Raw genomic sequence first — 23715 nt, 5'->3', positions numbered from 1 at the left:
GGAATTAATAATGGAAATGATATTTATTGTAGCAATCGTTATTGCAGCTGTATTTCTTGTGCTGCTCGGTGTCTATTTCACGCGCTACCAGACTTCCGGGCCAAACGAAGCATTGATTGTTACCGGTAGTTATTTAGGAAAAGGCCGGAACATCTCGGAGGATTCCGATGGCAAAAAAATGAAGATCATCCGCGGCGGCGGTACTTTTGTGGTACCTGTGTTTCAGCAGTATGCAAAGTTCAGCCTTGCGAACTATTCACTGGACGTACGCACAAGCGGCGCTTATACAGAGCAGGGTGTGCCTGTTTCCGTAGATGGTGTTGCGATTATTAAAGTCGGCTCCACAATGGAAGAAATTGCAACAGCAGCAGAACAGTACTTAGGAAAACCGACCGAAGAATTTGAAGAAGAAGTGCAGGATGTACTGCGCGGTCATCTTCGTTCAATTCTCGGTTCGATGAGTGTAGAAGACATAAACAATAACCGGGAGAGGTTCAATCAGGAAGTGCAGTCTGTCGCTTCCCGGGATTTTAATAAAATGGGACTGGAAATCAAATCCTTTACGCTTCAGGAAGTAACAGATGCAGAAGGTTACCTGGATTCCCTAGGTAAGCCGCGGATTGCAGAAGTAAAGCGTAATGCTGCAATTGCAGAAGCAGAGAGAAGAAAAGAAGCACGGATTGAAAATGCCCGTGCGGAGCAGGAAGCGAAAGCGCAGGAGCTTGTCCGGGATACGGAAATTGCGAACTCTGAAAAGGAACGTGATTTAAAGGTTGCCCAGTACAAGCGGGAGCAGGATCAGGCGAAAGCAGAAGCGGATCAGGCGTATGAGCTGCAGACAGCGAAATCGAAGCAGCAGGTTACTTCCGAGGAAATGCAGATCCGCATTATCGAGCGGGACCGGCAGATTGAACTGGAAGAGCGCGAGATTGTCCGCCGGGAAAAGCAGTACGACGCAGAAGTTCGTAAAAAAGCAGATGCAGACCGTTACGAACAGGAACAGCGTGCCGAAGCATCCAAGGTACAGCAGATGCGTGCAGCCGAAGCTTCTCAGTACCAGATTGAAGCGGAAGCAAAAGCAAACGCAGATGCAGAACGCTACCGGGGGGAAGCAGAAGCAAGTGTTACCCGTCAGCGCGGGGAAGCGGAAGCAGAAGTTATCCGTCAAAAAGGGGAAGCGGAAGCAGATGCGAAAAGAAAGCTTGCAGAAGCTTACGAGCACTATGGAGAAGCTGCAAAACTCAGCATGATCCTTGAAATGCTTCCGGCTTACGCGAAAGAAATTTCAGCGCCATTAAGTGCGATCGATAAAGTGACAGTCGTGGATACCGGCGGCAGTAACGGAGGAAAAGGCGGCGGTGCTGGAAAAATGTCCAGCTATGTCACAGACCTCATGGCGACGCTGCCGGAAAATTTAAAAGCAGCTTCCGGACTGGACGTGCAGAAGATGCTGGAGAATTTATCAGGTTCTGCAGATAAGAAACCGGCAGATGAAGAAGAGGATTTTGACTTTGGACCGCCTGAAGTTGAGGAAGACTATTATCCTCTGGATGATATGAAATAATATGAGAAAAGGAGCCGCGGGGATGCGGCTCCTTTTCGATATTAGTAATTAATAATTTTAGACAGCTGTAATTACGCACTTTTTCCGTGGGTCCAAAAGTTGGATTCCACAAAAGTTTCCAGGAGATTGCGATCGGCCTCGGCCTCTTCAATAAAGAAAAAGAACAAAGCGAAAAACGTGAAGATACACACGCAGATATAATAAATGGCTTTCTTCATTGCTTTCTCTCCTTTCACTGTGTCAGCTGAAAATCCCATGAAAAGGATGTAAATACATAGTCACAAATCACACGATTCAATGCTGTAATGATTTTGTAACTCCATCATACATAACATACCCGGGAGAAAACACCCTTTACAAGAAATTTTGTAAAAACCTCCCTGCTGACAAGCAGGAAGGTTGAACATATCGAGCTTATCGCATCACGCTTGTTGATTAGCCAATATATCCAAAAAAATCTCGTGTTTCCAATCTAAGAACGAAAGAAAGAGTTTTCCAGCTGGCGGAAAGCGGAAAGACGCTTTGCTTCCACTGCACGCTTTCCGGAGGGGACTTTCTCAGCTAGTCTGCCTTCGGCAGCCGGATCTTCGAATCGTCCTATTTCCTCTCGGCAGTTGCGCGCCGCTCTTTTTTTGTAAAAGGCTGCATTGCTTTTTTATTACTTTTAGAAAAGTGTTACTGTAGTTTTATGAAGTGAAGAGTTACCATTATATTTTCCTCGTAATAAAAGACGTTCCGCAGTGGTAAGGTGTATTTCGAGACTGCGAAAAAAGAAAGCGTGAAGATCGAAGGTTCGTCTCGAACTGCAGACGACCTCGTAAGGCAGGTGGGAAGCCAGCCGGGATCTTGAATCCAAGAAAGTCGATCTTTGTCTTACTTGGATTGGCTGTGCGGACCCCTGCTTATTTCCAAGGGATAGCTGAAGGATTTCTCCGCGGCAAGCGCAGAAAAAGGAGCCGCAGGCGTACTTTTCTTATATCAACATCAGACTTGGCTCTTACGCAAACTTAGTGAAACTAAGGTTTATTTAACAAATTTCCTAACTATAATCAATTAACTTTTAGCTGTTCAAGCCTTTAGTCACGGCTTTTTGAGCTTAAGAACACCTGGAAATTAATAACCATAAAATAAATTCACTTTTTTCACGTAAGAGCCTCAGACTTTAACAGAGACACTCATGCATAATTTTTGCACTATGAAAGACGAAAATTAATACTGCTGCGTAACGAAGGAGAACAAGCCCTTGGGTAAGCCTCTCCGAAAGTGAAGCAGCAGTATTACTTCTTTTTAGCGGAACTTTTATTTTCAATTTAACCTAAAAATAAATGGATAATCACCAGATGTGCTACCGCATATATTAATAGGTAATCGGGGAGCCTGGTCCGAGCGGCAGACCGAAGAACATCCACACAATCAGCATAATCGACCAGATAATAGTGAAGAAGATCGAGTACGGGAACATTACAGAAATCAATGTTCCAATTCCCATTTTCTTATCGTATTTCTGAGCAAAAGCGATAATGATCGCAAAATATGTCATCAACGGTGTAATGATGTTTGTCGTAGAGTCCGCAATCCGGTAAGCCATCTGTGTGAGCTCCGGGGAGTAGCCGAGCTGCATCATAATAGGAACAAATACAGGTGCCATCATTGCCCATTTGGCGGAGGCACTCCCGATAAACAGGTTGATAAATCCAGCGACAAGAATAAATCCTAATATAAGCGGGATACCAGTCAGATTCATCGCTTCAAGTGCTTCTGCACCGTAAACACCGAGTACAAGCCCCATGTTTGTTTCAGCGAAGTAAGCAACAAACTGACCTGCTGTAAACGCAAGCACAATAAACATTCCCATGGCAGCCATCGTATCAGAAAGCTGATTTGCTACATCTTTATCGTTTTTAATATTTTTAGTAGCAATACCATAAGCAAGACCAGGAATGAAGAAGAGAATTGCAATAATTGGCACAAGAGAATCCATAAATGGTGACTGGATAATCTGTCCGTCCTCTGCCCGCAATACCCCATTTTCAGGAACAATGGTTAATGCAAACAGAATGATACCGGTGAAGAAAGAAATTCCCGCCCAGAGAAGTCCTTTTTTCTCCACAGCACTTAACCCTTTCAGGTCTTCGCGGTAATCTCCAGTATATTCACCCAGCCGAGGTTCTACTACCTTTTCTGTAACAAAGGCACCGACAAAGGTAAGGAGAAATACAGAAGCAATAATGAAGTAATAATTCATTGCAATGTTCATGCCTTCTGCATATGCAGGATCAATGATCGCCGCCGCAGAAATTGTCAGTTCCCCGAGCATGGGATCAGTAGCGGATAAAAATAAATTCGCACTGAATCCTGCAGAAACTCCGGCGAACGCTGCTGCGAGACCTGCGAGCGGATGACGTCCCAGCGCCGCAAAGATAACAGCCCCAAGCGGTGGGAGCACTACATAGCCTGCATCAGAAGCAACACTCGCCATGATTCCGGCAAATACCAGCCCGGCGGTAATCAATACTTTCGGAATAGAAAGCACAAACCCGCGAAGGCAGGCACTGATCAGCCCGGTGCGTTCTGCAAGACCAATCCCGAGCATAGTTGCCAGCACTACACCGAGCGGAGCAAAACCGATGAAGTTATCGACCATGCTGGAAAAAAGATATTGTATCCCTTCTGCATTCAGCAGGTTCGTGACGGTAACGATCTCGCCTTCTTCTCCCGGGTGCTCGACGCTCACTCCCAAGTTGGAAACTACTGCAGAAAGCCCGATTACCGCCAGCGCAAGGATGGCAAAAATCGTTACTGGATGCGGCAGCTTATTTCCGGTGTATTCGATCCCATCCAGAAACTTTTGAAACAAACCTCTACGTTTTTCAGACAAAAGAAACCCTCATTTCTGACGCTGTATTAAGTAAGCGTTTAATATTTTAATATAACGTCAGTATAAAAGGAAATTTTTAAAAAATGAATACCTTTTGAAAAAGTGTTAATAGTCCCACTGTTCTCTCTATTTAAATAAGTTTGAGATTAGAATACAGAAAGTGAGAAAATTACAGTTTAATTATTTCAATAAAACAGTTTGCGTTTTTCGGGGAACTGGTACCAAACCGGTGGTAAAGAGCAGTTCCCGCTGCTGAAAGGCTCAAGTATCGGTCTGAATTTCCACCTCAGACTCCCGGATCATCATGGTTCCTTGCTTTTTTGTGTATAACAAATCCAGGGTGCGCAGGTAGGCCTGGAGTATTTCTTCCAGATCAGCAAGGCTTGGCACAGCATCCAGCTCCCGTTCGTGAAATTGCCTGCAGGATGTCTGCGAGTCCTTTGGAAAACAGCGGAGCATCAGCTCATTATCAACGGGTCCTTTGTTCTGCTGCGTGTACTGTTTATAGCTGCTCCAGGGATAACTTTCCGGAGCGTCGGCAGCTGCATAAAACAGAGGACATAAGTGAATATATTTGGTGATTTCCATGAAGTAGCGCAGAGAAGATACCGGACGCAGTTTGAACTGCAGAGAAGGAAGCTCCGGGTTTTTCTTATAGCGGTCATTAAAATATACGGCATAATTCGTATGTATGCGCTGCATAATAATGCTCGGCTGCCTGGTTCGTGAATGCAGAAGAAGATGCACTTTGTGATCAAGTATTACATAGGCGTGCAGGTCAAACTGAAATACTTTTTTGGCTTCAAGCACAAAATCCAGATATTGTCCTTGATCTGCTGCATCTTTGAAAATAGGAATGCTGTCTTTTGATTGTAAATAGAGGTGCCAGGTGAAAACGGAAGATTTTAATCGGGGCATTGCTGTATCATCCTTTACAGTGAAAAGTCATGATAAATGACTGCTGAAGCTTATCTGATGGGATTAATGATGACTCTCTATCTGAAGAATGCTCGGGGAGTGGTTAAATACAGTCCTCATGCTAAAGACTGTGCCGCAAAAATGATCTTTTGTACTATTCTACATAAAGAACAAAAGTCCTTCTTTTTTATGTAAAAATATGGCATGAAAATAAAAATTATAAAAGCAGAGAATTTTTGCTGCTGCTCTCCTCAACTAGGAATATGGGCAGAACAATAAAAAAGGCTGCCCAAAATTTTTGGGCAGCCGCACTGAATTATTTTTTATTCACACTTGCATCATAAATTGCTTCGACCGCTTCTTTCAGCGCTGCATTAAATTCTTCTTCGCTCTGATCCGCACTCAGGTCAGCGCTGAGCGCTCTTGAAAAGCTTGCAATTAAACCTTCATTTTTCTTCAGCTTCTGATTTGCTTCTTCTCTGGAATATCCGCCGGAAAGTGCAACCACACGGACAACTCTTGGATGATCAATCAGCTCTTTATAAATATTTGCTTCATTCGGAATAGTAAGCTTCAGCATTACGTTTTCGTCAGATGGCAAACTGTTTAAATGCTCCATAATTTCTTCTTTTAAAATCTCTTCAGACTGTGCTTTATCTTCACTGTGAATATCAACTTCCGGTTCGATAATCGGAATAAGTCCGGCGGAGATAATTTGTTTTGCTACTTCAAACTGCTGATCTACGACGGATTTAATTCCCTGGCGGTCTGCTTCTTTAATCACGGAACGCATTTTAGTGCCGAAAATTTTTCTTTCGTTGGCGCGCTTCAGTGTATCTTCCAAATCAGAAATCGGCTTCATCAGCTGTACGCCGTTGGAAAGATCTGCGAGACCTTTATCCACTTTTAAAAAGGGAACGATGCCTTTTTCTTCCGCAAGATAATCGCCGGTATATTTACCTTCAATTTTACGGTCCATCGTCTGCTCAAATAGAATGGCACCTAGAATGTGCTCGGAATCAAAAGCCGGTGCAGTAATAATTCTTGTCCGCATTTCGTGTACCAGATCGAACATTTCTTCTTCGTTGGAATAAGCATCCTCCGGTACGCCGTACTCTGCCAATGCTTTCGGTGTGCTTCCACCGCTTTGGTCCAGTGCTGCGATAAATCCCTTGCCGTTTTTGATTTGTTCCATTTGATTTTTTTGCATAATTCCACTCCTTTTTTGTAGTTATATACGTTAAAAGGTTCTAACGCCAGTGTATCATTTTAAAATAGGAATACAAAAAGTTCCCTGTTTGATTTACTTTCCCTATTTGCGCCTAAGGAAATCATAGGATAAGGCGTGTTAAATAAGATCTTTGAAAATCTGATATAAGTCTGCTTTCAGCTCAGTATCAGCTGTGAAAATGTCTTCAAAAGAATGATAGGTAATTTCATTTTTTTCTATACCGAGTGCGACACCATGAATATCATTTTCAATTAATTCAATAACCTTGTGTCCCATCTGGCTTGTAAATACCCTATCGAATGCGGAAGGTGTACCGCCTCTCTGGATATGCCCGAGTACTGTAGGACGTGTGTCCAGCCCGCAGTACTCGTGAATCAGCGGCGCTATCTCCTCTGCTTTTCCTGCGCCTTCAGCCACAACGACGATACTGTGGGTTTTCCCCTGATCAAAGCCTTCTTTCAGCTTACGGGAGATGTCTTTAAGATCCCAGGGAAGTTCAGGGACCAGAATTGCATCGACACCGCTGGCAATCCCGGCGTGAATCGCGATATCGCCGCTGCTTCTGCCCATTACTTCAATGACACTTACACGTTCATGACTGCTCATCGTGTCCCGCAGATTTCCAATAGCATCCATTACTACGTTTAAAGTAGTGTCAAATCCGATCGTATAATCGGTAAGCGGAATGTCATTATCAATAGTGCCAGGCATGCCGTATGTTTTGATACCAAGCTTCTGCAGTTCTGCGGCGCCCCGGTAGCTGCCGTCCCCACCGATGACAATGAGTGTATCAATCCCGGCTTCCTTCAAATTATAGGCTCCTTTTTTCTGTCCCTCTTTCGTGCGGAATTCTTCCGAACGGGCCGACTGCAGAAAAGTACCTCCCCGGTAGAGGATATCTCCTACGTCTCTGGAAGTAAGCTTGGAAAATTCTTTTTCCATCAGTCCTTTATAGCCGCGTTTTATTCCTATAATTTCAAATCCTCTGGCAATCCCGGTTCTGACAACAGCACGAATGGCACTGTTCATCCCCTGGGAATCTCCTCCTGAAGTAAGTATGCCGATTTTTTTCATCTAACCATTCCTTTCTCTTTCAAGCTATTTCACTCATACCCTGCCTTAATAAAGAATAATTCACCTTTCTTGTATTATTTAAACAAAGGCTACCTTGAAAATAAAAGTTTTGCTAAAAAGAAGTAATCATATTGCTTCTCTTTCGGAGAGGCTTGCCTTAGGGGTTATTCTTGTCAAAGTGGAAGTACTTGATTCTCTCAGCATTCTTCACTGTGTTTAGATCTGCAGAAGCTTCAAAAGAAGTTTCTTCCTATAAGATTCTGCGATTGTGACGCATTATGTTTTGATAATGGGAGTAAGGGTATAATTTTATAGGACTGTATTTTTTTGAAAATCCTAGAGACGTGCTTTACTCTCTGCATCCTTTTCCTTAAGCAGCAGTGAGCAGGATTGAATGAATCCATTAGTAAATATACTTACATTCTTGTTATAATGACCTAAAATGTCCAGAAACGGAGAGGAGCGTTTTCGATGAAAAAATGGTTTGCGATGCTTGGCGCGGGTGCAAGTTTTGCCGCATTTAAAGCTGCCCCGCAGGTAAGGAAAGCATTATTAAATTGGCTGGAGGAAGAAGAGAAAGAAGCGAAGGCTCCGACAAAAGGAAAAGAGGAGTCGTCAAAGAAAAAATCTTCAGCTAAAAAAGAAAAGGGTGCCACTGCATCTAAAAAACTTAAAAGTGCTCCAGAGAAGAGTAAACAGACTGAGAGTGCCGGCAAGAAAAAGACAGCACCCAAAAAGGCAGCACCAAAAAAGACGAAAAAACAAGCCTCTACAGAGGTAGTAAAGAAAAACCAAAATAAGAAGACGAATGCTAATAAAGAAGAAAAAGAAGAAGCACAGCAATCTGAACAGATGGAGCTGGAAGGACTGGATACGGAGAAAAACCAGGAACAACAAAAACAGTCTTCTCAGGAAGCTTCAGATGAACAAGAACAGAAAAACCAAGAAGAGAAACAGTCAGAAGAAAAAGAACAGGAACCACCAGAAAACCAAGAAGAGTCAGAGGAAGACCAGGAAGAATCAGAGGTAGAAGAAGACCAGGAAGAAGAGCAAATGGACGAGCAGGAAGAAGAACCGGAACAAGAGGAGCAAGAGGACGAGCAGGCAGAAGAGACGGAACAAGAAGAAGAGAACGAAGAAGAAAAAGAAGAAAAAGAAGAAAAAGAAGAGCAGCAGGAAGAGAAACCTCAGTCAGAAGATAAAGAAGAACAAGAACAACAAGAGGATGAAGAAGAAGAGGACTCTCAAGAGGAAGAGGAGCAAGAGGACGAGCAGGAAGAAGAATCGGAACAAGAAGACGAACAGGAAGAGGAACCGGAAGAAGAAGAGGACGAGCAGGAAGAAGAGCCGGAACAAAAAGAACAAGAAGACCAGCAGGAAGAGGAATCGGAACAAGAAGAAGAGCAAGAGGAAGAACAGGAAGAGAAACAAAAAGATTCTCAGGAAGAAGAAGAGGATTATGAAGATGAAAACCCTGAAGCTATTGCAGAAGCGGAAAAGAAATTAGAAGAGCAAATAAATCCTAATAGAGTAATTGCGGAAGATTTAACAGTAATTCCGGGACTCGGACTGGATCTTGCTAAAAAAATAATTGCGGAAAGAAAGGCAAACGGCAATTTTGAATCAGTGGATGACCTGATTCGTGTAAAAGGAATTGGACCGAGAAAATTAGAAGATCTAAAAAAATACTTTAAAATTTAATTGGTATATAGAGAGAGTCTTCCGAGAGTGCAGCTCTCGCGAAGCTCTCTTTTTCTGTGTGAAATTCTCAAAAGGTGCTTTCCAGATGGATCAAATGATTTATTCTGAAACTAAGCATTATATAAAACTGCTGATCCAGACTGTGATAAATTTAAATTAAGCAGATGGAAATCGGAGGTGGATTACCGTAAATGAGAAATAAAAGAAGTCCCGGCTTTTCTGTATTTTTCTTCGCAGGAGTCATTGCTTTTATCTGGTTATTTCCGTTTGAGGATATCAGTGAAGTAAGAGAAAAGGATCCTGAAATAACAACGACGATGAGCTCTGAAGAAGTAACAATTAATGAAGGACGATTAATAAATGACACGCCTATGGTTCCATTTGAAGAAACATTTCAGGAGCTGGAGGCAGACATTACCTGGAACGAAGATTCAGAAATATACACGGCAGACCGTGAAGGAGATTTACTTCAATTTGAAGTGAATGATACAGAAGTGAACATTAATGGGGAATTTTATCCGCTGGAAGAAGCGGTGGAAAGAATTGAAGATACAGTATATGTACCATTAAATTTAATTGCCACTGCATATGGTTCTGAAATTACTTGGGATCTTGAAGAAAATTCTGCTGTAATTGAAGAAGGCAGAAAAGAGATTACTGTTTTCATGCAGCCGGAGGAAGAGAAACAGGAAGCGGAGGAAGTTCCGGAAGAAGAGGAGCTGCGTGAGCTTTCTGGAAAAGTCCAGGTAGATGGAATTGCGATCGGTGATTCTCAGGGAGAATTAGAAGACACCTGGGGCGAAGCGGAACGCATTACCATGAGCCACTATGGATTTTCCTGGCATGCCTATCATGATGAATATGAAAATTATCGCATGGCAGGAATAGAAAATGAAGAAGTAGTTGCTCTGTATACGAATAATGAATGGAAAATGGAAGACAGCAGTCTTTCTGCGCTGGACCGGGACGAGATAAGGAATACTTTAGGAGAACCGGAGCAGCATATCACGAAAGGGAACACTCAGTATACACAGAACCAAAGTGATGAATTCGATTTATTTCAACTTGAAGAAGGCTATTTAACAGTGTTTTACGATATTCACGAGGAGCACTCAGTCACAGCGGCAGAGCTGATTGAAACGGACACAGAGCATAATTTAATGGGCTTTTACGGTCCGGGGTCTGAAGATCTCGCGGCAGACGCAGAAATGCAGATGTTCGATCTTGTGAATGCGGATCGTGTAAAGCATGACCTGGAGCCGCTTGCCTGGAATGGGGAAGTTGCCGAGGTTGCCAAGGCGCACAGTGAGGATATGGCAGAAAGAAATTACTTTTCTCACGAGTCACCGGAAGGGTTATCCCCATTCGATCGAATGAATGAAGCGGGACTTACCTATTCCCGGGCAGGGGAAAATCTTGCTTCCGGACAGGCGAGTGCTGTATTCGCAGAGCAGGGGCTCATGAATTCCCTTGGGCATAGAGAAAATATATTAAACCCTTCTTATGATGAACTTGGAATTGGCGTCGTCTTTTCCGAAGGGGACAGACCGTTCTATACGCAAAAGTATTATACGCCTTAACAAAAAGCAGCCTGCTGATTTTCAGCAGGCTGCTTTCTATTTGGTCAGTCTTTCTTTTTCTTGCGCGGCGGATACGCTTTCCATCGGGAAAGGTCCGGATCTTTTTTCATTATCATGGAAGATGGGAATACAAAATTCCAGGGTGTACTGGTATGCGCTTTTACCTGCAGCTTGGGAGTAAGCGTAAAGCCGCCTCTTGCAACAATCTCCCCGCTTGCGTCCTCTACAATTAAAGGCAGTTTTTCCAGGTTAATACTTTTGTCGCTGCCATTCCGGATAAGAAGTGAAATGTGCAGTTCATCTCTTTCTTTTAAATACGTCGCTTTCAGGCCTTTGAAATTAATTTCTCCCGGCTTTGGCGGAGTCATTTCCCGGACAATTCTGCGCAGCTGACGTTTGTTTTCAGATGTCAGGCGCTTGTTCCAGGATTTCGTTAATGCCAGTTCGTGCTGGTGATCCGGCTGCTTTCTTTTAAATCTGAGCTTCCAGCCCGTCTCAGGAAGGTCCTCTGTAAATAAATCCTTCACAGAATACTCAAACGTCCAGGGACGGCACATATTTTCCGGAATAGATCCGATTTCTGCCAGATTAAATGTTTTTCTGCCGAGAAGTTTATCATCTTCTCCTAAAAGTTCTACCGTTGTTTCTTTAAAGGTAGCCTGCTTTTCAAGTGTATGACGGATGAAAGCTGTAAATACGTGATTTTCTTCCTCGGTGCTTTTTTGGATTCCGACGATAGAGAGCTGATGTGGTTTTAATGGAGACAGCTGCTCATGAAGGCTCTGAAAAACTTTTTCATCTTCAGTGGAAACGTCCCAGTCGGGGTGAAAAGATAATTCCGTATTTATTTTCTCTGTATTTTCTTCTTCAGACTGGCTGGCTTTTCTCGAGGAGATAATTGTTTCCCGGCCGTCCAAGGTAATTTCTTCATTATTACTGTTTGGAAAGAAAGACATGCATATAACCTCCAGTTGTATATGATCAATTTCAATTCTCATGTTGCAGCAGGTATAAAACGTACATTTTCCAGTATAGCATGTATGTGATTTTGTGTAATCGTCAGTTTCAGAAGATTTAGAAAGGAAACACGGGAGGGGAAATATGAAAGTATTATTATAAAAAAACAATTTTATTAAAAAGAGGGAGGGAATTTCTAAAAAGATTTTAACAATAAAGGATATAGAATAACGAGGTGTATATAGAGGAAAGTAGCAGTACATATAAAGTTAATGCTACTTAATGCACCGTTCTAAACAAATTTATTCCATAAAACCAACAGAATATTACACAGTAATGACAATGTGATTTAAGTTCAATTACATTTTCTAAAATAGGTTTTTTTAATACCCGTTTTTATGTAGTATGAAACCTGCAGCAAACAAAAACTAAATAAAAAATTAAATAAAAGCCAAGAAAAGAACAAAAAATATAAAAAATATAAGAAAGTGGGAGATTATATTATGAAGAAATTTGTTATGAGTGTCGCATTAGCAGGAGCATTACTAGCAGCACCAACAGTATCAGAAGCATCCGTAAGCATGGGAGACCGCGGGAATGACGTAGAACAGCTTCAGGAAACACTTGCAAGTGAAGGGTATAACAGCTCTTCGAATGTAGATGGCGTATTTGGTCCACTTACATTAAAAGCAGTACAGGATTACCAGCGTTCCAACGGTATTTCCAGCCCGGCAGGAAACTTCTTTGGCGTAGCAGGACCAGCAACACTTGGATCTCTTGGAATTTCTTCTGGAGGTACTAGCACTTCATCCAATACATCTTCTGCAGTAGCAGGAGTGAGCACATCCAGCAATTCCAGCGGCGTTGTATCTACGGCGAAGAGCCTGACTGGAAGCCCGTATGTATGGGGAGGCACTTCCCCAGCAGGATTTGACTGCAGCGGATTTATTCAGTACGCATTCGCGCAGAACGGACAGAGCATTCCGCGTACCGTTTCTCAAATGTGGAACGCAGGATCTCATGTATCCAGCCCATCTGTAGGAGACCTTGTATTCTTTGAAACTCGTACAGGTCCATCCCACGCTGGGATTTATGTAGGAAACAACCAGTTTGTACACTCAGGTTCTTCTACCGGTGTAACAATTTCCAACATGAGCAATCCTTACTGGAGCAGCAATTATATGGGAGCGAAAAGACTGTAAGAATAATATAGAAGAAAGGCATCATGTCTGTGTGGGAGTGCAGGCGTGATGCCTTATTTTTGCAGGCAGCGGGCTTATGCAGGAGCTTCTGGATGGAGGGCGGTGCAGCAGCAGGTTTTTTCATGAGAGTAAATGGAGCTGAAATGATGAATAAAGGAAAATATGGCTTTAGAAAAATGAGTAAAGAAGTTTTGCGTAAGAGTAAGCAGCCCATTTGAGAGTAAACCCCTGTGAAAAATGAGTAACTGCCAGTTAGTGCACAGTAAATCATTTTAAATGAGAGTAAACGGCCACTTTCCCCCGGCACCTCGCACGAGTCCGCACACCTTCTTTATTATGATCTTTCCAATCATCGCTAAAACCACAGGCAGAAAATGAATTTCATGAAACGCATTTTCACATAAAAAAAGAGCCTGCATAAATCAGGCTCTTTCATCTGAAACTATTCGCGTTCTTTTCCTGTCAGCTTTACTTCTGTTTCGAGATACTCCACACCGAGGCGGGCAGTTTCCGCCTGGCCGCTGGATAGATCCGCAATCCAGTTTTCGAAACTTTCTTCTTCACCGGCCTGTACATAACAGGTGAGCGTCACTTTCTCTTCATACGTAATTTCTTTTAATAAAAAGCTCGAGGAACGAACTTCGTTTTCTATTTTTCCAAGCAGTGTGTAATCAAACACAGCGGAACATACCGTACTTAATTTTCTTTCCACGACGCCGGTTGCATTAATGCCGGCAGAACAGGCAGCGCTGTATGCGCGGATAAGCCCGCCGCCTCCCAGTTTAATGCCGCCGAAGTACCGGGTTACTACTACGCACGTATCTTTCAGGTTTCTTTTTTTCAGTACTTCCAGCATCGGAACCCCTGCTGTTCCGGAAGGTTCGCCGTCGTCATTTGCTTTTTGAATTAAATCATTTTCGCCGATTAAATAAGCAGAGCAGTTGTGGGAAGCATCCCAGTGTTTTTTCTTAATTTCTTCAATAAAGGCCTGCGCTTCTTCTTCCGTTGTCACTCGTTTCACGTATGCAAGAAAGCGTGACTTTTGAATGACAGTTTCGGAATTTCCAGAAGTTTGGACCGTAAAATAGGATGTAAGCATCGAAAGTCTCCTTTTATGAAAAATTACTTAATATTTAGACCTTAAGTTGGATTGTAAAAAAATATATAAAAGTTGTGTAAAGTGGATAATAAAGACTTATTTTAGGGTATGATGATTAATGAGATACTATCAATACGAGGTTTTCTCAAAAATAACTTCTCGCTTGACCATTACGTCATTATAAGAGAAAATAGGAAAAAGGCTTCATATTTATTTTATGGATTATTTTTCCACTGATTTAATGTAAGCGTAATAATGTCATACTATTGTAATAGTGTAACATGCGGATTTACCCTCATAAACTATTTAGGTCCCTATACTTGAAAAAAGAGGCTTGCGGACTAGTTGTTTATGGTGGAGAAAGTGAGTGGTACAATGAGCTCCCTGGAATCACTTGATCAAATTTTAGCCGGTATGATGGAAACTGTAGGGAAAAGCAAAGAACAGATTTTCGATATCGGTGAAGATTCACGGCAGGAGTACGAAGGCTTAAAAGACGAGCTGGAAATCATCAAGGAACAGGTAGTAAGGGCAATCGACAAATCTGAAAGAGTCCGGCTGAATTCCCGTTTTGCCAGAAACAGGCTTTCCGAAGTCAGTAAACACTTTGACAGCTATACAGACAAAGAGGTAAGGGATGCTTATGAACAGGCGAACGAGTTTCAGGTTCAGCTGGCCGTCCTGCAGCAGGAAGAAAAGCAGCTGCGTAACAGGCGGGATCAGATTGAGCGCCGCTTAGTCAAGCTTCAGGGAACAATGGAGCGCGCAGACAAGTTGATCAACCAGATTAATGTCGTAATAAACTACCTCACCGGTGATTTAAAGCAGGTTTCGGAAATGCTCGAAAATGCAGAGCAGATGCAGGAATTTGGTCTGCAGATTATAAAAGCACAGGAAGAAGAACGTAAACGGCTTTCCCGGGAAATTCATGACGGTCCTGCCCAGATGATGGCAAATGTGGCGCTTCGTTCTGAAATCGTGGAAAGGGTGCTCGACAAACAGGGTATTGAACAGGCCCGCATAGAAATCCGTGATATGAAAGAAATGGTCAAAGACTCTCTCGCCGAAGTGCGACGTATTATATATGATCTCCGCCCGATGGCACTCGATGATCTTGGTCTTCTTCCCACTTTGGGGAAATATTTAAAAAACGTGGAAGAAAGGACCGGCATTATCATAGAACTGCGCAAGATGGGCAGAGAGATCCGCTATCCCTCGGAGATGGAGGTCGCTATTTTTCGATTTGTACAAGAAGCCGTAAACAACGCAGTCAAACACGCAGATGCCTCCCTGATCCAAGTGAAAATTGATGTAAAGCAGGATCTTATTACCGCAGTGATCAAAGATGATGGAAAAGGCTTTGACATGACCCAGAAAAAAGAAGGCAGTTTCGGACTGATAGGAATGAAAGAACGTATTAATATGCTCGATGGCAAAATCAATATTGATTCGAAGCCGGGCAGAGGTACACTCATCATCGTTCAAATTCCGATCGATGCTGATAAATGATAAAAAATGCAGGAGGAATATAATATGGAAAACCCATTGCGCATTGTTCTTATAGACGACCATCAGCTTTTCCGCGAAGGAGTAAAACGGATTCTTTCAATGGAGGACAATTTCGATGTAGTTGCGGAAGGAAATGATGGAAGCGAAGTAATTGATCTTGTCCGTCAAAATCAGCCGGATGTAGTCCTGATGGACATTAACATGCCGGAAGTAAACGGAATGGAAGCGACGAAAGCACTGGTGGAAACTTTTCCAAATGTAAAAGTGCTGATCCTTTCCATACATGATGATGAATCCTACGTGACACACGTGCTGAAAACCGGCGCTTCCGGCTATCTTTTAAAAGAGATGGATACAGAAGCACTGATTGAAGCTGTGAAGGTCGTAGGAGAAGGCGGAGCTTACATTCACCCGAAGGTCACTTACAACCTGATCAAGGAATACCGGCGCCTGGCAACTGATGGAGGCGGCGAAACAGAAGTCGGCTTCCGTGAAGTGGAATACCGCCGTCCGCTGCACCTGCTTACACGCCGCGAGTGTGAAGTACTGCAGCTGATGACAGACGGAAAGAGCAACCGGGCGATTGGTGAAGCGCTGTATATCAGTGAAAAAACAGTGAAAAACCACGTAAGTAACATTCTGCAGAAAATGAGCATGAATGACCGTACCCAGGCAGTTGTAGACGCGATTAAAAACGGCTGGGTAAAAGTAAATTAATAGCTGAAAGCAGCGGCTGTCCTTCTTTATAGGGGCAGCCTTTTTTCTTTCTGCACGACATTATAAGTTGCTATTTTGTGGGTATCTTGCTGACTGATAAAAGAGGGCAGGGGAAGTACTTATTTACTAATAACAGATTCGAAGCTGCTAATGACAGATACATAGGGAAACTGCGTTGTTAAAATCAGATCCCTCCCTTTTAGTAACAGGTACACACACTAATAACAGAATACCCGCTGCTAAAAGCAGATAATACGCCATCGTGTACAGATAACTGCTGCTGATGACAGAATACGAGGACCTTATCAATGCCTAAGCCCTTGGGTAAGCCTCTGTTTAATATATGAGGATAGAAGTTCAGCGGAGCTGAAACCCTCGAGCAAGCCTTCGCCGAAAGTGAAGCAGCAAATAATAAAATATTTTTCCAACATCGCAGCAAGAGGAGGAAAAATTTAATTCGCAGGGAATCTATGGGAAAGGATAGACACCCTATTAGGGAATTGATACTATAAGAAGAAGGCATCAGTTGGCCATACGGATGGTAAAGGAGAATACTATGAGCAAAATAGCAATCGTAACTGACAGTACCTCATACATTCCAGAGGACCTGCGGAAGCAGCAAGATATTTGTATGATCCCTTTGAACGTGGTATTCGGTGAAGAAACCTACAAAGAAGAGATTGATATTACATTTGAAGACTTTTATTATAAAATGCAGCAGCAGGAACAGCTCCCGACAACTTCACAGCCAAGTATCGGCCTGTTTGAAGAAACTTTTCGCGACCTGGGCAGTGACTTTGATGAAATCATCGTCATTACGCTTTCCAGCGGCATCAGCGGGACGTATCAGACAGCGGTATCTGCTGCACATATGTATGAAGACCTCCCGATACATGTGTTTGATACAGAAACGAGCTGCCTGATTCAGGGATTTTATGCGCTGGAAGCAGCGAAGATGGTGAAAAATAAAGCTTCCTCCAAAGAAATTCTGGAGCGGCTGGAAGCATTAAAGCAGTCGACGCGCGCGTATTTTATGGCAGACGACTTATCTCATCTGCACCGCGGCGGCAGATTGAACGGGGCACAGCTCTTTATCGGCAGCATGCTGCAGATCAAACCGGTGCTTCATTTTGAAAATAAGATGATCGTTCCATATGAAAAAGTGCGTACGGAAAAGAAGGCAGTCGCAAAAATAAAATCGCTGCTGGAAGAAGATCTCGATTCCGGAAAAGGGGTAAGTATCGCAGTCATTCACGGAAACTGTGAGGAGAAGGCGGAAAAAATCAAGCAGGAACTTGAGGAAAAGTATCCGGATGCAACGATTTATCTGAGCTATTTCGGCCCGGTTATCGGAGCACATCTCGGTCCGGGAAGTCTCGGCATCGGATGGATGAAAGCCTAATACGGTACCTATGAGCTGATGGCACGGGGTTCGCGGAGCGTCATCAGCTGCTTTTATCATACAGATAGTCCTTATATGAATACACAGAACCCTCCCAATACAAATTATTGAGGAGGCTTTTTTATGCTTGAAAATCAAATACTTACGATGCTGCAGTACCGGAGACTGCTGCTGGATGAGCTGGTTACGGCAGTGCCGGAACAGGAAACAGGCCGTTATATGCAGGTGAAAAAAGTACTGGCAGTGTTGGAAGCTGCAGGAGAAGTGAAGAGTATGCCGGCACTCACCACACAGCCTCTGCAATGCGAGCGCTGCGGCAATAATGAACACTTCGGGCTGGTAAAAAAATGCGGCCGCTGCGGAAAAGCATGCAGCTACTGCAGAAACTGCTTTGTGATGGGAAGAATGATGAGCTGCAGCAGGCTGTATATGCTTGCGGGCGGACCCCGGAGAAAGCCGGCAAAAACAGCAGCCGGGATGCACTGGGAGGGGGAACTTTCTGCCCGGCAGTCCGGAGCAGCAAAACAATTAGTTGCGGCTTATAAAGAAGGAAAAGATAAGGAAATGCTTTTGTGGGCAGTTTGCGGCGCAGGGAAAACAGAAATGCTTTTTCCGCTGATTGCACAGGTGCTGCTTGATGAAAAGCCTGTTATGATCGCCACTCCGAGACGGGACGTAGTGCAGGAGCTGGAGCCCCGGCTGAGAAAAGCTTTTCCCAAAGCTGCAGTTGCAGGGTTTTACGGAGGTAAAGGGGCGGAGGAAAAGTTTCAGTATGCGGACATCGCGGTAGCTACGACACATCAGCTGCTTCGTTTCCGGGATGCATTTGAAGTGTTGATCATTGATGAAGTGGACGCTTTTCCTTATACGGTAGACGAAAAGCTGAAATACGCTGCCAAAAAAGCCCAGAAAGAGAAGGGATTTACGGTGCTCGTGACGGCGACACCTTCCCTGAAGCAGCAGAAACTCGTAAAGCATAAGCAGCTCCCTGCAGCGGTAGTCGCGAGACGCTATCATAATTTTGATCTGCCGCTCCCGAGGATGATTTGGTGCGGGAACTGGAAGAAAAGGCTGCAGCAGGGATATCTGCCTGCAGCACTAAAACAATTCCTGCGGCGGCATGCGAAAAAACAGATCCTCCTGTTTGTTCCTGAAATCACGCAGCTGGAGGAAGTGAAACAAGCACTTCTTTCATGGGAAGCGGACTTCCGGGTGGATACGGTGCATTCTGCAGAAGAGGAGCGGTCTGAACGGGTCCAGGCTTTTCGGGAAAAGAAAGTAGATGTACTGGTAACCACCACGATTCTCGAACGCGGTATTACAATAGAAAATGTGCAGGTGGGGGTGCTCGGTGCGGAGGCGCCGATTTTCACGAATACGGCACTGATTCAAATTGCCGGCCGTGCCGGGAGAAGCAGCCGATACCCTGACGGAGAAGTTGCGTTTTTTCATTACGGAAAAACGACAGAAATGAACCGGGCGGTACGGACGATCCGTACGCTGAACAGGGAGGGGAGGTAGCTGCTGTATCCAAAAGAGTACTGCTTATATTGCCAGGAACAAATAATAGAGCCGGCTTCCTGGAGCACCCTGCTGCTGAAACGGAAACTTCCGCTCTGCTCCTTATGCAGAAGTCAGCTGGAACGTCTGCCGTTAAAGGGATGCTGTGCTTTCTGCGGCCAGCCGGAGGCATCCCCTGTATGCGGGGACTGCAGCACGCGGGAAGCGGCGGGACCGGTAGTGATACAGCGCTCTCTTTATCCATATACGCCATTTCTGCAGGAGGTGCTTGCGGCTTTTAAATACCGCGGCGATGCGGCACTGGCAGAAATTTTTTGTGCAGATCTGCGGAAGCTTGCTTTTCAGGTACATAAACGTGCGGACCTGATCGTACCGATACCGCTGCATCCGGACCGTTTATTTGAACGCGGGTTTAATCAGGCAGAGCTGCTTGCCGAAAGCTTTCAGACAGCAGAGATACTGGAAAAAACAAAAGCCTCAAAAAAGCAGAGTAAATCACGTCCGGGGGCACGGGAGGAAAATGCCAGCGGTGCTTTTTCGTTAAAGAAAGGAATAGAAGTGCAAGGAAAGAAAATATTACTCTTGGACGATATTTATACAACGGGGGCAACACTTTACGCCGCTGCGGCTCCGCTGTGGGAAGCGGGAGCTTCTGCGGTCTGCGGCGTGACGGCAGCACGGGCAGTGCAGAAAAAATAGAAAGGTCCTCTTCAAAGTAAAACGAAATTTGTCGATAGTAACAGTAAGCCGAAGAGAAAGAAGGGGATGTTACTATGGCAGAGCTAGCAAACTGCCCGAAATGCGGAGGCGTTTTTGTAAAAGCGCTGCGCAGTGTTTGTGAAAAATGTGCGCGGGAAGTAGAAACTCAATTTGATGCAGTATACCGATTTATCCGAAAACGTGATAATCGCAGAGCTGATATTAATGAAGTCGTGGAAGCGACAGAAGTACCGAAAGAACAAATTTTCCAGTTTATCCGGGAGGGACGGATTCTCGTCTCCCAGTTTCCGAATCTTTCCTATCCATGTGAATCCTGTGGAGAAGACATTAAGGAAGGGCGGCTGTGCGATGCCTGCAAGGGGAACATTCAAAGCGGACTGGAGCAGCACGAAAGCGAAAGAGCCTTTGCAAAACGGAAAGAAGCAGAAGAAAAAGGACGGGTCACCACGTATCATTCAATGGATGACCGCGTGAATAGAAGAAGATAGGCTTCAGGCACCGGCGGATTCTTTCGCTGGTGTTTTTTTCTGGAGGAGAAGTGGAGTATAGAGGGGTTGAAGTAAAGCATAGAGGGGTTGAAGTAAAGCATAGAGGGGGTGAAGTAAAATATAGAGGGATTGCAGTAAAGTATAAAGAGATCGGAGTAAAGTATAGAGGGATTGCAGTAAATTAAGGAGCCCGGCAGTAAAGTAGAAGGGAAAAGGGATAAATTAGCGGGCGCCGCCGGATAGAACGTGGCGCATTAATGGAAGCTGGTTGAAGTCAGGTGGAAGTTAATTGATAGAAGGAAGTGGATAAAGCATAGAGGGGGTGAAGTAAAATATAGAGGGATTGCAGTAAAGTATAAAGAGATCGGAGTAAAGTATAGAAGGGTTGCAGTAAATTAAGGAGCCCGGCAGTAAAGTAGAAGGAGAAGAGTCTTAATTTAGCCCGCCCGACTCGCGCTGGATGCTAAAAAACGAATTTTTTCTTCTGCCCCCTTAACATTTTTTCAGCACTGCCGATATATAGATTAGGAGCACGAGAGCGGATTTTTTGCTATCATGGAGGAAACAAAGGAACTAAAGGAGGTGCGGAACCGATGAAAATCAATCCGATGCATTCATTAAACGCTTATAATCGCAGCCAGGAAACACAGCGCAGCAAAGAAACGCAGCAGCCACAGAAGTCAGATCGCATTGAGATTTCCAAAGCAGCACAGGAAATGGCCAAGTCCCAGGAGTTTCAGGCCGCACGGAATGAACGTGTCCAGGAATTAAAGGAACAGGTAGAGAACGATAAATATCAGGTGAATTCTCAGGATGTCGCGCGTAAAATGTACGACTTCTGGAACAGCTAAAGCGGGGTGCAGGACATGACCGAGGATTTAAAAAAGATTTTTCAGGCACTCATTGTAGTGCATAAACGGCTGAATGAACAGGCGCTGTTAAAAGAAGAAATCGTAAAAAAAGGTGATATTCCTGCACTTGATCAGCTGATGAAAGATGAAATGCCGCTCGTCACCCAGCTGTCCAAGCTGGAAAATGCGCGCAGGATTACCGTGCGCAGCTGGCTGAAGGAGCAGGGGGTTGTCGCAGAGGATGCGACAATGGAACAGATTTCTCCTGCCTTTTCCCAGGAAGAACAGGAAATGTTCCGCGAACTGCAGGAAGCATTAATTGCTGAAGTGGAACAGCTGCAGGAGCAGAATGAACTCAACCGGCAGCTGCTGGAAGATTCGCTGCGGTTTGTAAACCTGTCCTTAGACGCAGTGCAGCCGCAGAAAAATTTCGCGAGCTATTCCGGAAAAGGGGAGAGCGGCGAGGATGACGAGCAGGGGCGCTCTTTATTTGATTCAAAAGCCTGAAAGTAGAAGTTACTTATTAATGGCTGCGCTCTCCGCAAGGCTATTAGAAGGAAACCGCTTCTAATAGCCTTTTTTAATATAGAAATAAATAAACGATTACATAAATGACCCGAAAGAATCCCGTCCAGGAAGGAAGAACAATATATGCTTTCAACATTCAGCGGATTAGAAACCGCAAAACGAGCGCTGCATACGAATCAGCAGGCACTTCAGACAGTAGGCCATAATATTGCCAATGCGAATACGAAGGGCTATTCGCGCCAGCGCGTGAATTTCACGCAGACGGAGGCTTTTCCGCGACCTGGTTTTAACCAGCCGGGAATCCCCGGGCAGATGGGCACCGGCGTGAAAGCCGGAGAAATACAGCGCGTACGGGAATCATTTCTGGATATTCAGTTCCGTCAGGAAAATCATAAAAACGGCTACTGGAATTCCCGTCTTGATGCGTTGACGAAAATGGAAGACATCATGAACGAGCCGACGGCTGATGGGATCGCACAGACAATGGACCGGTTCTGGCAGTCCATGCAGGATCTGTCAGTGAATCCGGAGGATGCAGGTGCCCGTTCGGTGGTGCGCCAGCGTGGAATTGCACTAGCAGAAACAATTAACACTAGCTACGCTTCGATTCAGGCAATTCAAAAGGATTACCAGAATGAACTCGGCGTAAAGCAGACTTCCATGAACTCTATTCTGCGGCAGATCGACAGCCTGAATAAACAGATCGCTTCGGTGGAGCCGCACGGCTACCTGCCGAATGATTTATACGATCAGCGGGATACGCTCGTTGATGAACTGTCTAGCTTTATGAATATCCGCGTGGACCGTGTGCCGAGCGGCGGAATGGCAAAGGATATGGCGGACGGGAAATATACGATTACCGCACTCGATAAAAACGGTAGTCCACTGCAGGTGAATGGAGAGAATGTCGTTCTCGTCAACGGCAGTAATTTAACTGCCACCCAGGTCAGCTTGAATTACAGTGCTTCTGAAAGCGGCGAACTGCTTGATCCGCTGTATTCTATATCTTTCACGAACGCAGCTGGAGAACAACAAAGCGTAAGAATATCCGAATTTAATTCTCCAGGCTCTCTGTTGGGAACTGCAGAAGCCTATGGCTACTACAATGGAGAAGCACCGATTGAAGCAGGCGGCACGGCAGCTCCGGGGGACATTACAGGAATCTTCCCGGATATGCTGCGGGAGCTGGACATTTTAGTTTCCAGTTTCGCGAAGCAGTTCAATGCGGTGCACAATGCGAATCACAGCTTAACAGAAATTAAGAATAATGAAACGTTAAATATAGATTTCTTTTCTACTGGTGGAAATACTGCATTTGGTGATCTGGCGGAAGGCGAGCATCTTGTCGGCGCAGCAAGAAACTTCGGTATTTCCGACAGCATTAAAGCAAGCCTGGATAATATTGCGGCAGCTACTGCAGAAAATGGCGTGGCTTTTGCCGGAGATGGTTCCGGTGCACTGGCACTCGCAGGAGTGAAGGATGCTGCGCTGAACTTTAATGGAAATAATACAAATGTGCAGAGCTACTACCAGGCGGTCATCGGGGAAATGGCTGTGGACGCCAATGAAGCGGCACGTATGGAAAGAAATACAGCTTCCCTCCGCGGCGCGGTGGAAGAAAGACGCCACTCTGTAAGCAGCGTATCGCTGGATGAAGAAATGGCGATGATGATTCAGTTTCAGCATGCGTATAACGCAGCTGCAAGAAGCTTAACGAATATGGACGATCTGCTTGATCGTATTATCAACAGAATGGGCAGAGTCGGATTATAAGC

General features: G+C 44.5%; 19 protein-coding genes. 13 read left to right on the top strand and 6 right to left on the bottom strand.

Going from position 1 to position 23715, the window contains the following annotated elements; genetic code table 11:
* Positions 1-10 precede the first annotated feature (10 nt).
* Positions 11-1564, top strand: a complete 1554-nt coding sequence (locus BLP92_RS15025) for a flotillin family protein (protein ID WP_090843776.1) — start codon at positions 11-13, stop codon at positions 1562-1564.
* Positions 1565-2921: 1357 nt separating this feature from the next.
* Here BLP92_RS15025 and BLP92_RS15020 read toward each other — a convergent pair.
* The 4 genes from BLP92_RS15020 to pfkA form a co-directional block, all read right to left on the bottom strand.
* Positions 2922-4442, bottom strand: a complete 1521-nt coding sequence (locus tag BLP92_RS15020; RefSeq protein ID WP_090843775.1) for an AbgT family transporter — start codon at positions 4440-4442, stop codon at positions 2922-2924.
* 261 nt (positions 4443-4703) lie between these two features.
* A complete protein-coding gene (locus BLP92_RS15015) occupies positions 4704-5360 on the bottom strand; it encodes a transposase (protein WP_090843774.1) in 657 nt (218 codons plus the stop codon).
* Between the two features lie 316 nt (positions 5361-5676).
* A complete protein-coding gene (locus tag BLP92_RS15010) occupies positions 5677-6570 on the bottom strand; it encodes a fructose bisphosphate aldolase (RefSeq protein WP_090843773.1) in 894 nt (297 codons plus the stop codon).
* A 138-nt stretch (positions 6571-6708) separates the two neighbouring features.
* Positions 6709-7665, bottom strand: coding sequence for a 6-phosphofructokinase (gene pfkA / locus BLP92_RS15005; RefSeq protein WP_090843772.1), 957 nt, complete (start codon positions 7663-7665; stop codon positions 6709-6711).
* A 471-nt stretch (positions 7666-8136) separates the two neighbouring features.
* Here pfkA and BLP92_RS15000 point away from each other — a divergent pair, with 471 nt between their 5' ends.
* Together BLP92_RS15000 and BLP92_RS14995 are read left to right on the top strand one after the other, a co-directional pair.
* On the top strand, positions 8137-9366 hold the full coding sequence (locus tag BLP92_RS15000; RefSeq protein ID WP_090843771.1) for a ComEA family DNA-binding protein: 1230 nt from the start codon (positions 8137-8139) through the stop codon (positions 9364-9366).
* A gap of 191 nt (positions 9367-9557) precedes the next feature.
* Positions 9558-10946, top strand: a complete 1389-nt coding sequence (locus BLP92_RS14995) for a CAP-associated domain-containing protein (RefSeq protein WP_090843770.1) — start codon at positions 9558-9560, stop codon at positions 10944-10946.
* A gap of 44 nt (positions 10947-10990) precedes the next feature.
* Here the strand turns inward: BLP92_RS14995 and BLP92_RS14990 are convergent, their stop codons facing one another.
* The gene (locus BLP92_RS14990) at positions 10991-11902 is read right to left on the bottom strand and encodes an accessory Sec system S-layer assembly protein (protein WP_090843769.1); all 912 of its coding nucleotides are present in this window, start codon (positions 11900-11902) and stop codon (positions 10991-10993) included.
* A 504-nt stretch (positions 11903-12406) separates the two neighbouring features.
* Here BLP92_RS14990 and BLP92_RS14985 point away from each other — a divergent pair.
* Positions 12407-13105, top strand: coding sequence for a C40 family peptidase (locus BLP92_RS14985; protein WP_090843768.1), 699 nt, complete (start codon positions 12407-12409; stop codon positions 13103-13105).
* A gap of 442 nt (positions 13106-13547) precedes the next feature.
* Here the strand turns inward: BLP92_RS14985 and BLP92_RS14980 are convergent, their stop codons facing one another.
* Positions 13548-14204: a YigZ family protein gene (locus BLP92_RS14980; protein WP_090843767.1), complete on the bottom strand. Its 657-nt coding sequence runs from the start codon at positions 14202-14204 to the stop codon at positions 13548-13550.
* Between the two features lie 363 nt (positions 14205-14567).
* Between BLP92_RS14980 and BLP92_RS14975 the strand changes: the two genes are divergently transcribed.
* The 9 genes from BLP92_RS14975 to flgK all read left to right on the top strand — a co-directional run bounded on the left by BLP92_RS14975 (position 14568) and on the right by flgK (position 23713).
* Positions 14568-15713: a sensor histidine kinase gene (locus tag BLP92_RS14975; RefSeq protein WP_342028399.1), complete on the top strand. Its 1146-nt coding sequence runs from the start codon at positions 14568-14570 to the stop codon at positions 15711-15713.
* 24 nt (positions 15714-15737) lie between these two features.
* Complete coding sequence (locus BLP92_RS14970; protein WP_244516880.1) at positions 15738-16430, top strand: response regulator; 693 nt, start codon at positions 15738-15740, stop codon at positions 16428-16430.
* Between the two features lie 556 nt (positions 16431-16986).
* Positions 16987-17832, top strand: a complete 846-nt coding sequence (locus BLP92_RS14965) for a DegV family protein (protein WP_090843765.1) — start codon at positions 16987-16989, stop codon at positions 17830-17832.
* 123 nt (positions 17833-17955) lie between these two features.
* The gene (locus tag BLP92_RS14960) at positions 17956-19353 is read left to right on the top strand and encodes an ATP-dependent helicase ComFA (RefSeq protein ID WP_090843764.1); all 1398 of its coding nucleotides are present in this window, start codon (positions 17956-17958) and stop codon (positions 19351-19353) included.
* Positions 19354-19572: 219 nt separating this feature from the next.
* Positions 19573-20052: a ComF family protein gene (locus tag BLP92_RS14950; protein WP_139148968.1), complete on the top strand. Its 480-nt coding sequence runs from the start codon at positions 19573-19575 to the stop codon at positions 20050-20052.
* Between the two features lie 74 nt (positions 20053-20126).
* Positions 20127-20561: a TIGR03826 family flagellar region protein gene (locus BLP92_RS14945; protein ID WP_090843761.1), complete on the top strand. Its 435-nt coding sequence runs from the start codon at positions 20127-20129 to the stop codon at positions 20559-20561.
* Positions 20562-21154: 593 nt separating this feature from the next.
* Positions 21155-21412, top strand: a complete 258-nt coding sequence (flgM, locus tag BLP92_RS14940) for a flagellar biosynthesis anti-sigma factor FlgM (RefSeq protein ID WP_090843760.1) — start codon at positions 21155-21157, stop codon at positions 21410-21412.
* A gap of 15 nt (positions 21413-21427) precedes the next feature.
* Complete coding sequence (locus BLP92_RS14935; protein ID WP_090843759.1) at positions 21428-21919, top strand: flagellar protein FlgN; 492 nt, start codon at positions 21428-21430, stop codon at positions 21917-21919.
* Positions 21920-22063: 144 nt separating this feature from the next.
* Complete coding sequence (gene flgK / locus BLP92_RS14930) at positions 22064-23713, top strand: flagellar hook-associated protein FlgK (RefSeq protein WP_090843758.1); 1650 nt, start codon at positions 22064-22066, stop codon at positions 23711-23713.
* The last annotated feature ends 2 nt before the right edge of the window (positions 23714-23715 follow it).

Source organism: Alkalicoccus daliensis (assembly GCF_900103955.1).
Lineage (GTDB): Bacteria > Bacillota > Bacilli > Bacillales > Salisediminibacteriaceae > Alkalicoccus > Alkalicoccus daliensis.
This window is presented reverse-complemented; position numbering and strand designations above follow the sequence as displayed.

Excerpts from the sequence above, each read along its gene's own strand:
- BLP92_RS15015 (WP_090843774.1), bottom strand. The coding sequence starts at position 5,360 with ATGCCCCGATTAAAATCTTCCGTTTTCACCTGGCACCTCTATTTACAA.
- flgM (WP_090843760.1), top strand. The coding sequence starts at position 21,155 with ATGAAAATCAATCCGATGCATTCATTAAACGCTTATAATCGCAGCCAG.
- BLP92_RS14990 (WP_090843769.1), bottom strand. The coding sequence starts at position 11,902 with ATGTCTTTCTTTCCAAACAGTAATAATGAAGAAATTACCTTGGACGGC.
- BLP92_RS15010 (WP_090843773.1), bottom strand. The coding sequence starts at position 6,570 with ATGCAAAAAAATCAAATGGAACAAATCAAAAACGGCAAGGGATTTATC.
- flgK (WP_090843758.1), top strand. The coding sequence starts at position 22,064 with ATGCTTTCAACATTCAGCGGATTAGAAACCGCAAAACGAGCGCTGCAT.
- BLP92_RS15000 (WP_090843771.1), top strand. The coding sequence starts at position 8,137 with ATGAAAAAATGGTTTGCGATGCTTGGCGCGGGTGCAAGTTTTGCCGCA.
- BLP92_RS14970 (WP_244516880.1), top strand. The coding sequence starts at position 15,738 with ATGGAAAACCCATTGCGCATTGTTCTTATAGACGACCATCAGCTTTTC.
- BLP92_RS15025 (WP_090843776.1), top strand. The coding sequence starts at position 11 with ATGGAAATGATATTTATTGTAGCAATCGTTATTGCAGCTGTATTTCTT.
- BLP92_RS14995 (WP_090843770.1), top strand. The coding sequence starts at position 9,558 with ATGAGAAATAAAAGAAGTCCCGGCTTTTCTGTATTTTTCTTCGCAGGA.
- BLP92_RS14935 (WP_090843759.1), top strand. The coding sequence starts at position 21,428 with ATGACCGAGGATTTAAAAAAGATTTTTCAGGCACTCATTGTAGTGCAT.
- pfkA (WP_090843772.1), bottom strand. The coding sequence starts at position 7,665 with ATGAAAAAAATCGGCATACTTACTTCAGGAGGAGATTCCCAGGGGATG.
- BLP92_RS14965 (WP_090843765.1), top strand. The coding sequence starts at position 16,987 with ATGAGCAAAATAGCAATCGTAACTGACAGTACCTCATACATTCCAGAG.
- BLP92_RS14985 (WP_090843768.1), top strand. The coding sequence starts at position 12,407 with ATGAAGAAATTTGTTATGAGTGTCGCATTAGCAGGAGCATTACTAGCA.
- BLP92_RS14945 (WP_090843761.1), top strand. The coding sequence starts at position 20,127 with ATGGCAGAGCTAGCAAACTGCCCGAAATGCGGAGGCGTTTTTGTAAAA.
- BLP92_RS14980 (WP_090843767.1), bottom strand. The coding sequence starts at position 14,204 with ATGCTTACATCCTATTTTACGGTCCAAACTTCTGGAAATTCCGAAACT.
- BLP92_RS14960 (WP_090843764.1), top strand. The coding sequence starts at position 17,956 with ATGCTTGAAAATCAAATACTTACGATGCTGCAGTACCGGAGACTGCTG.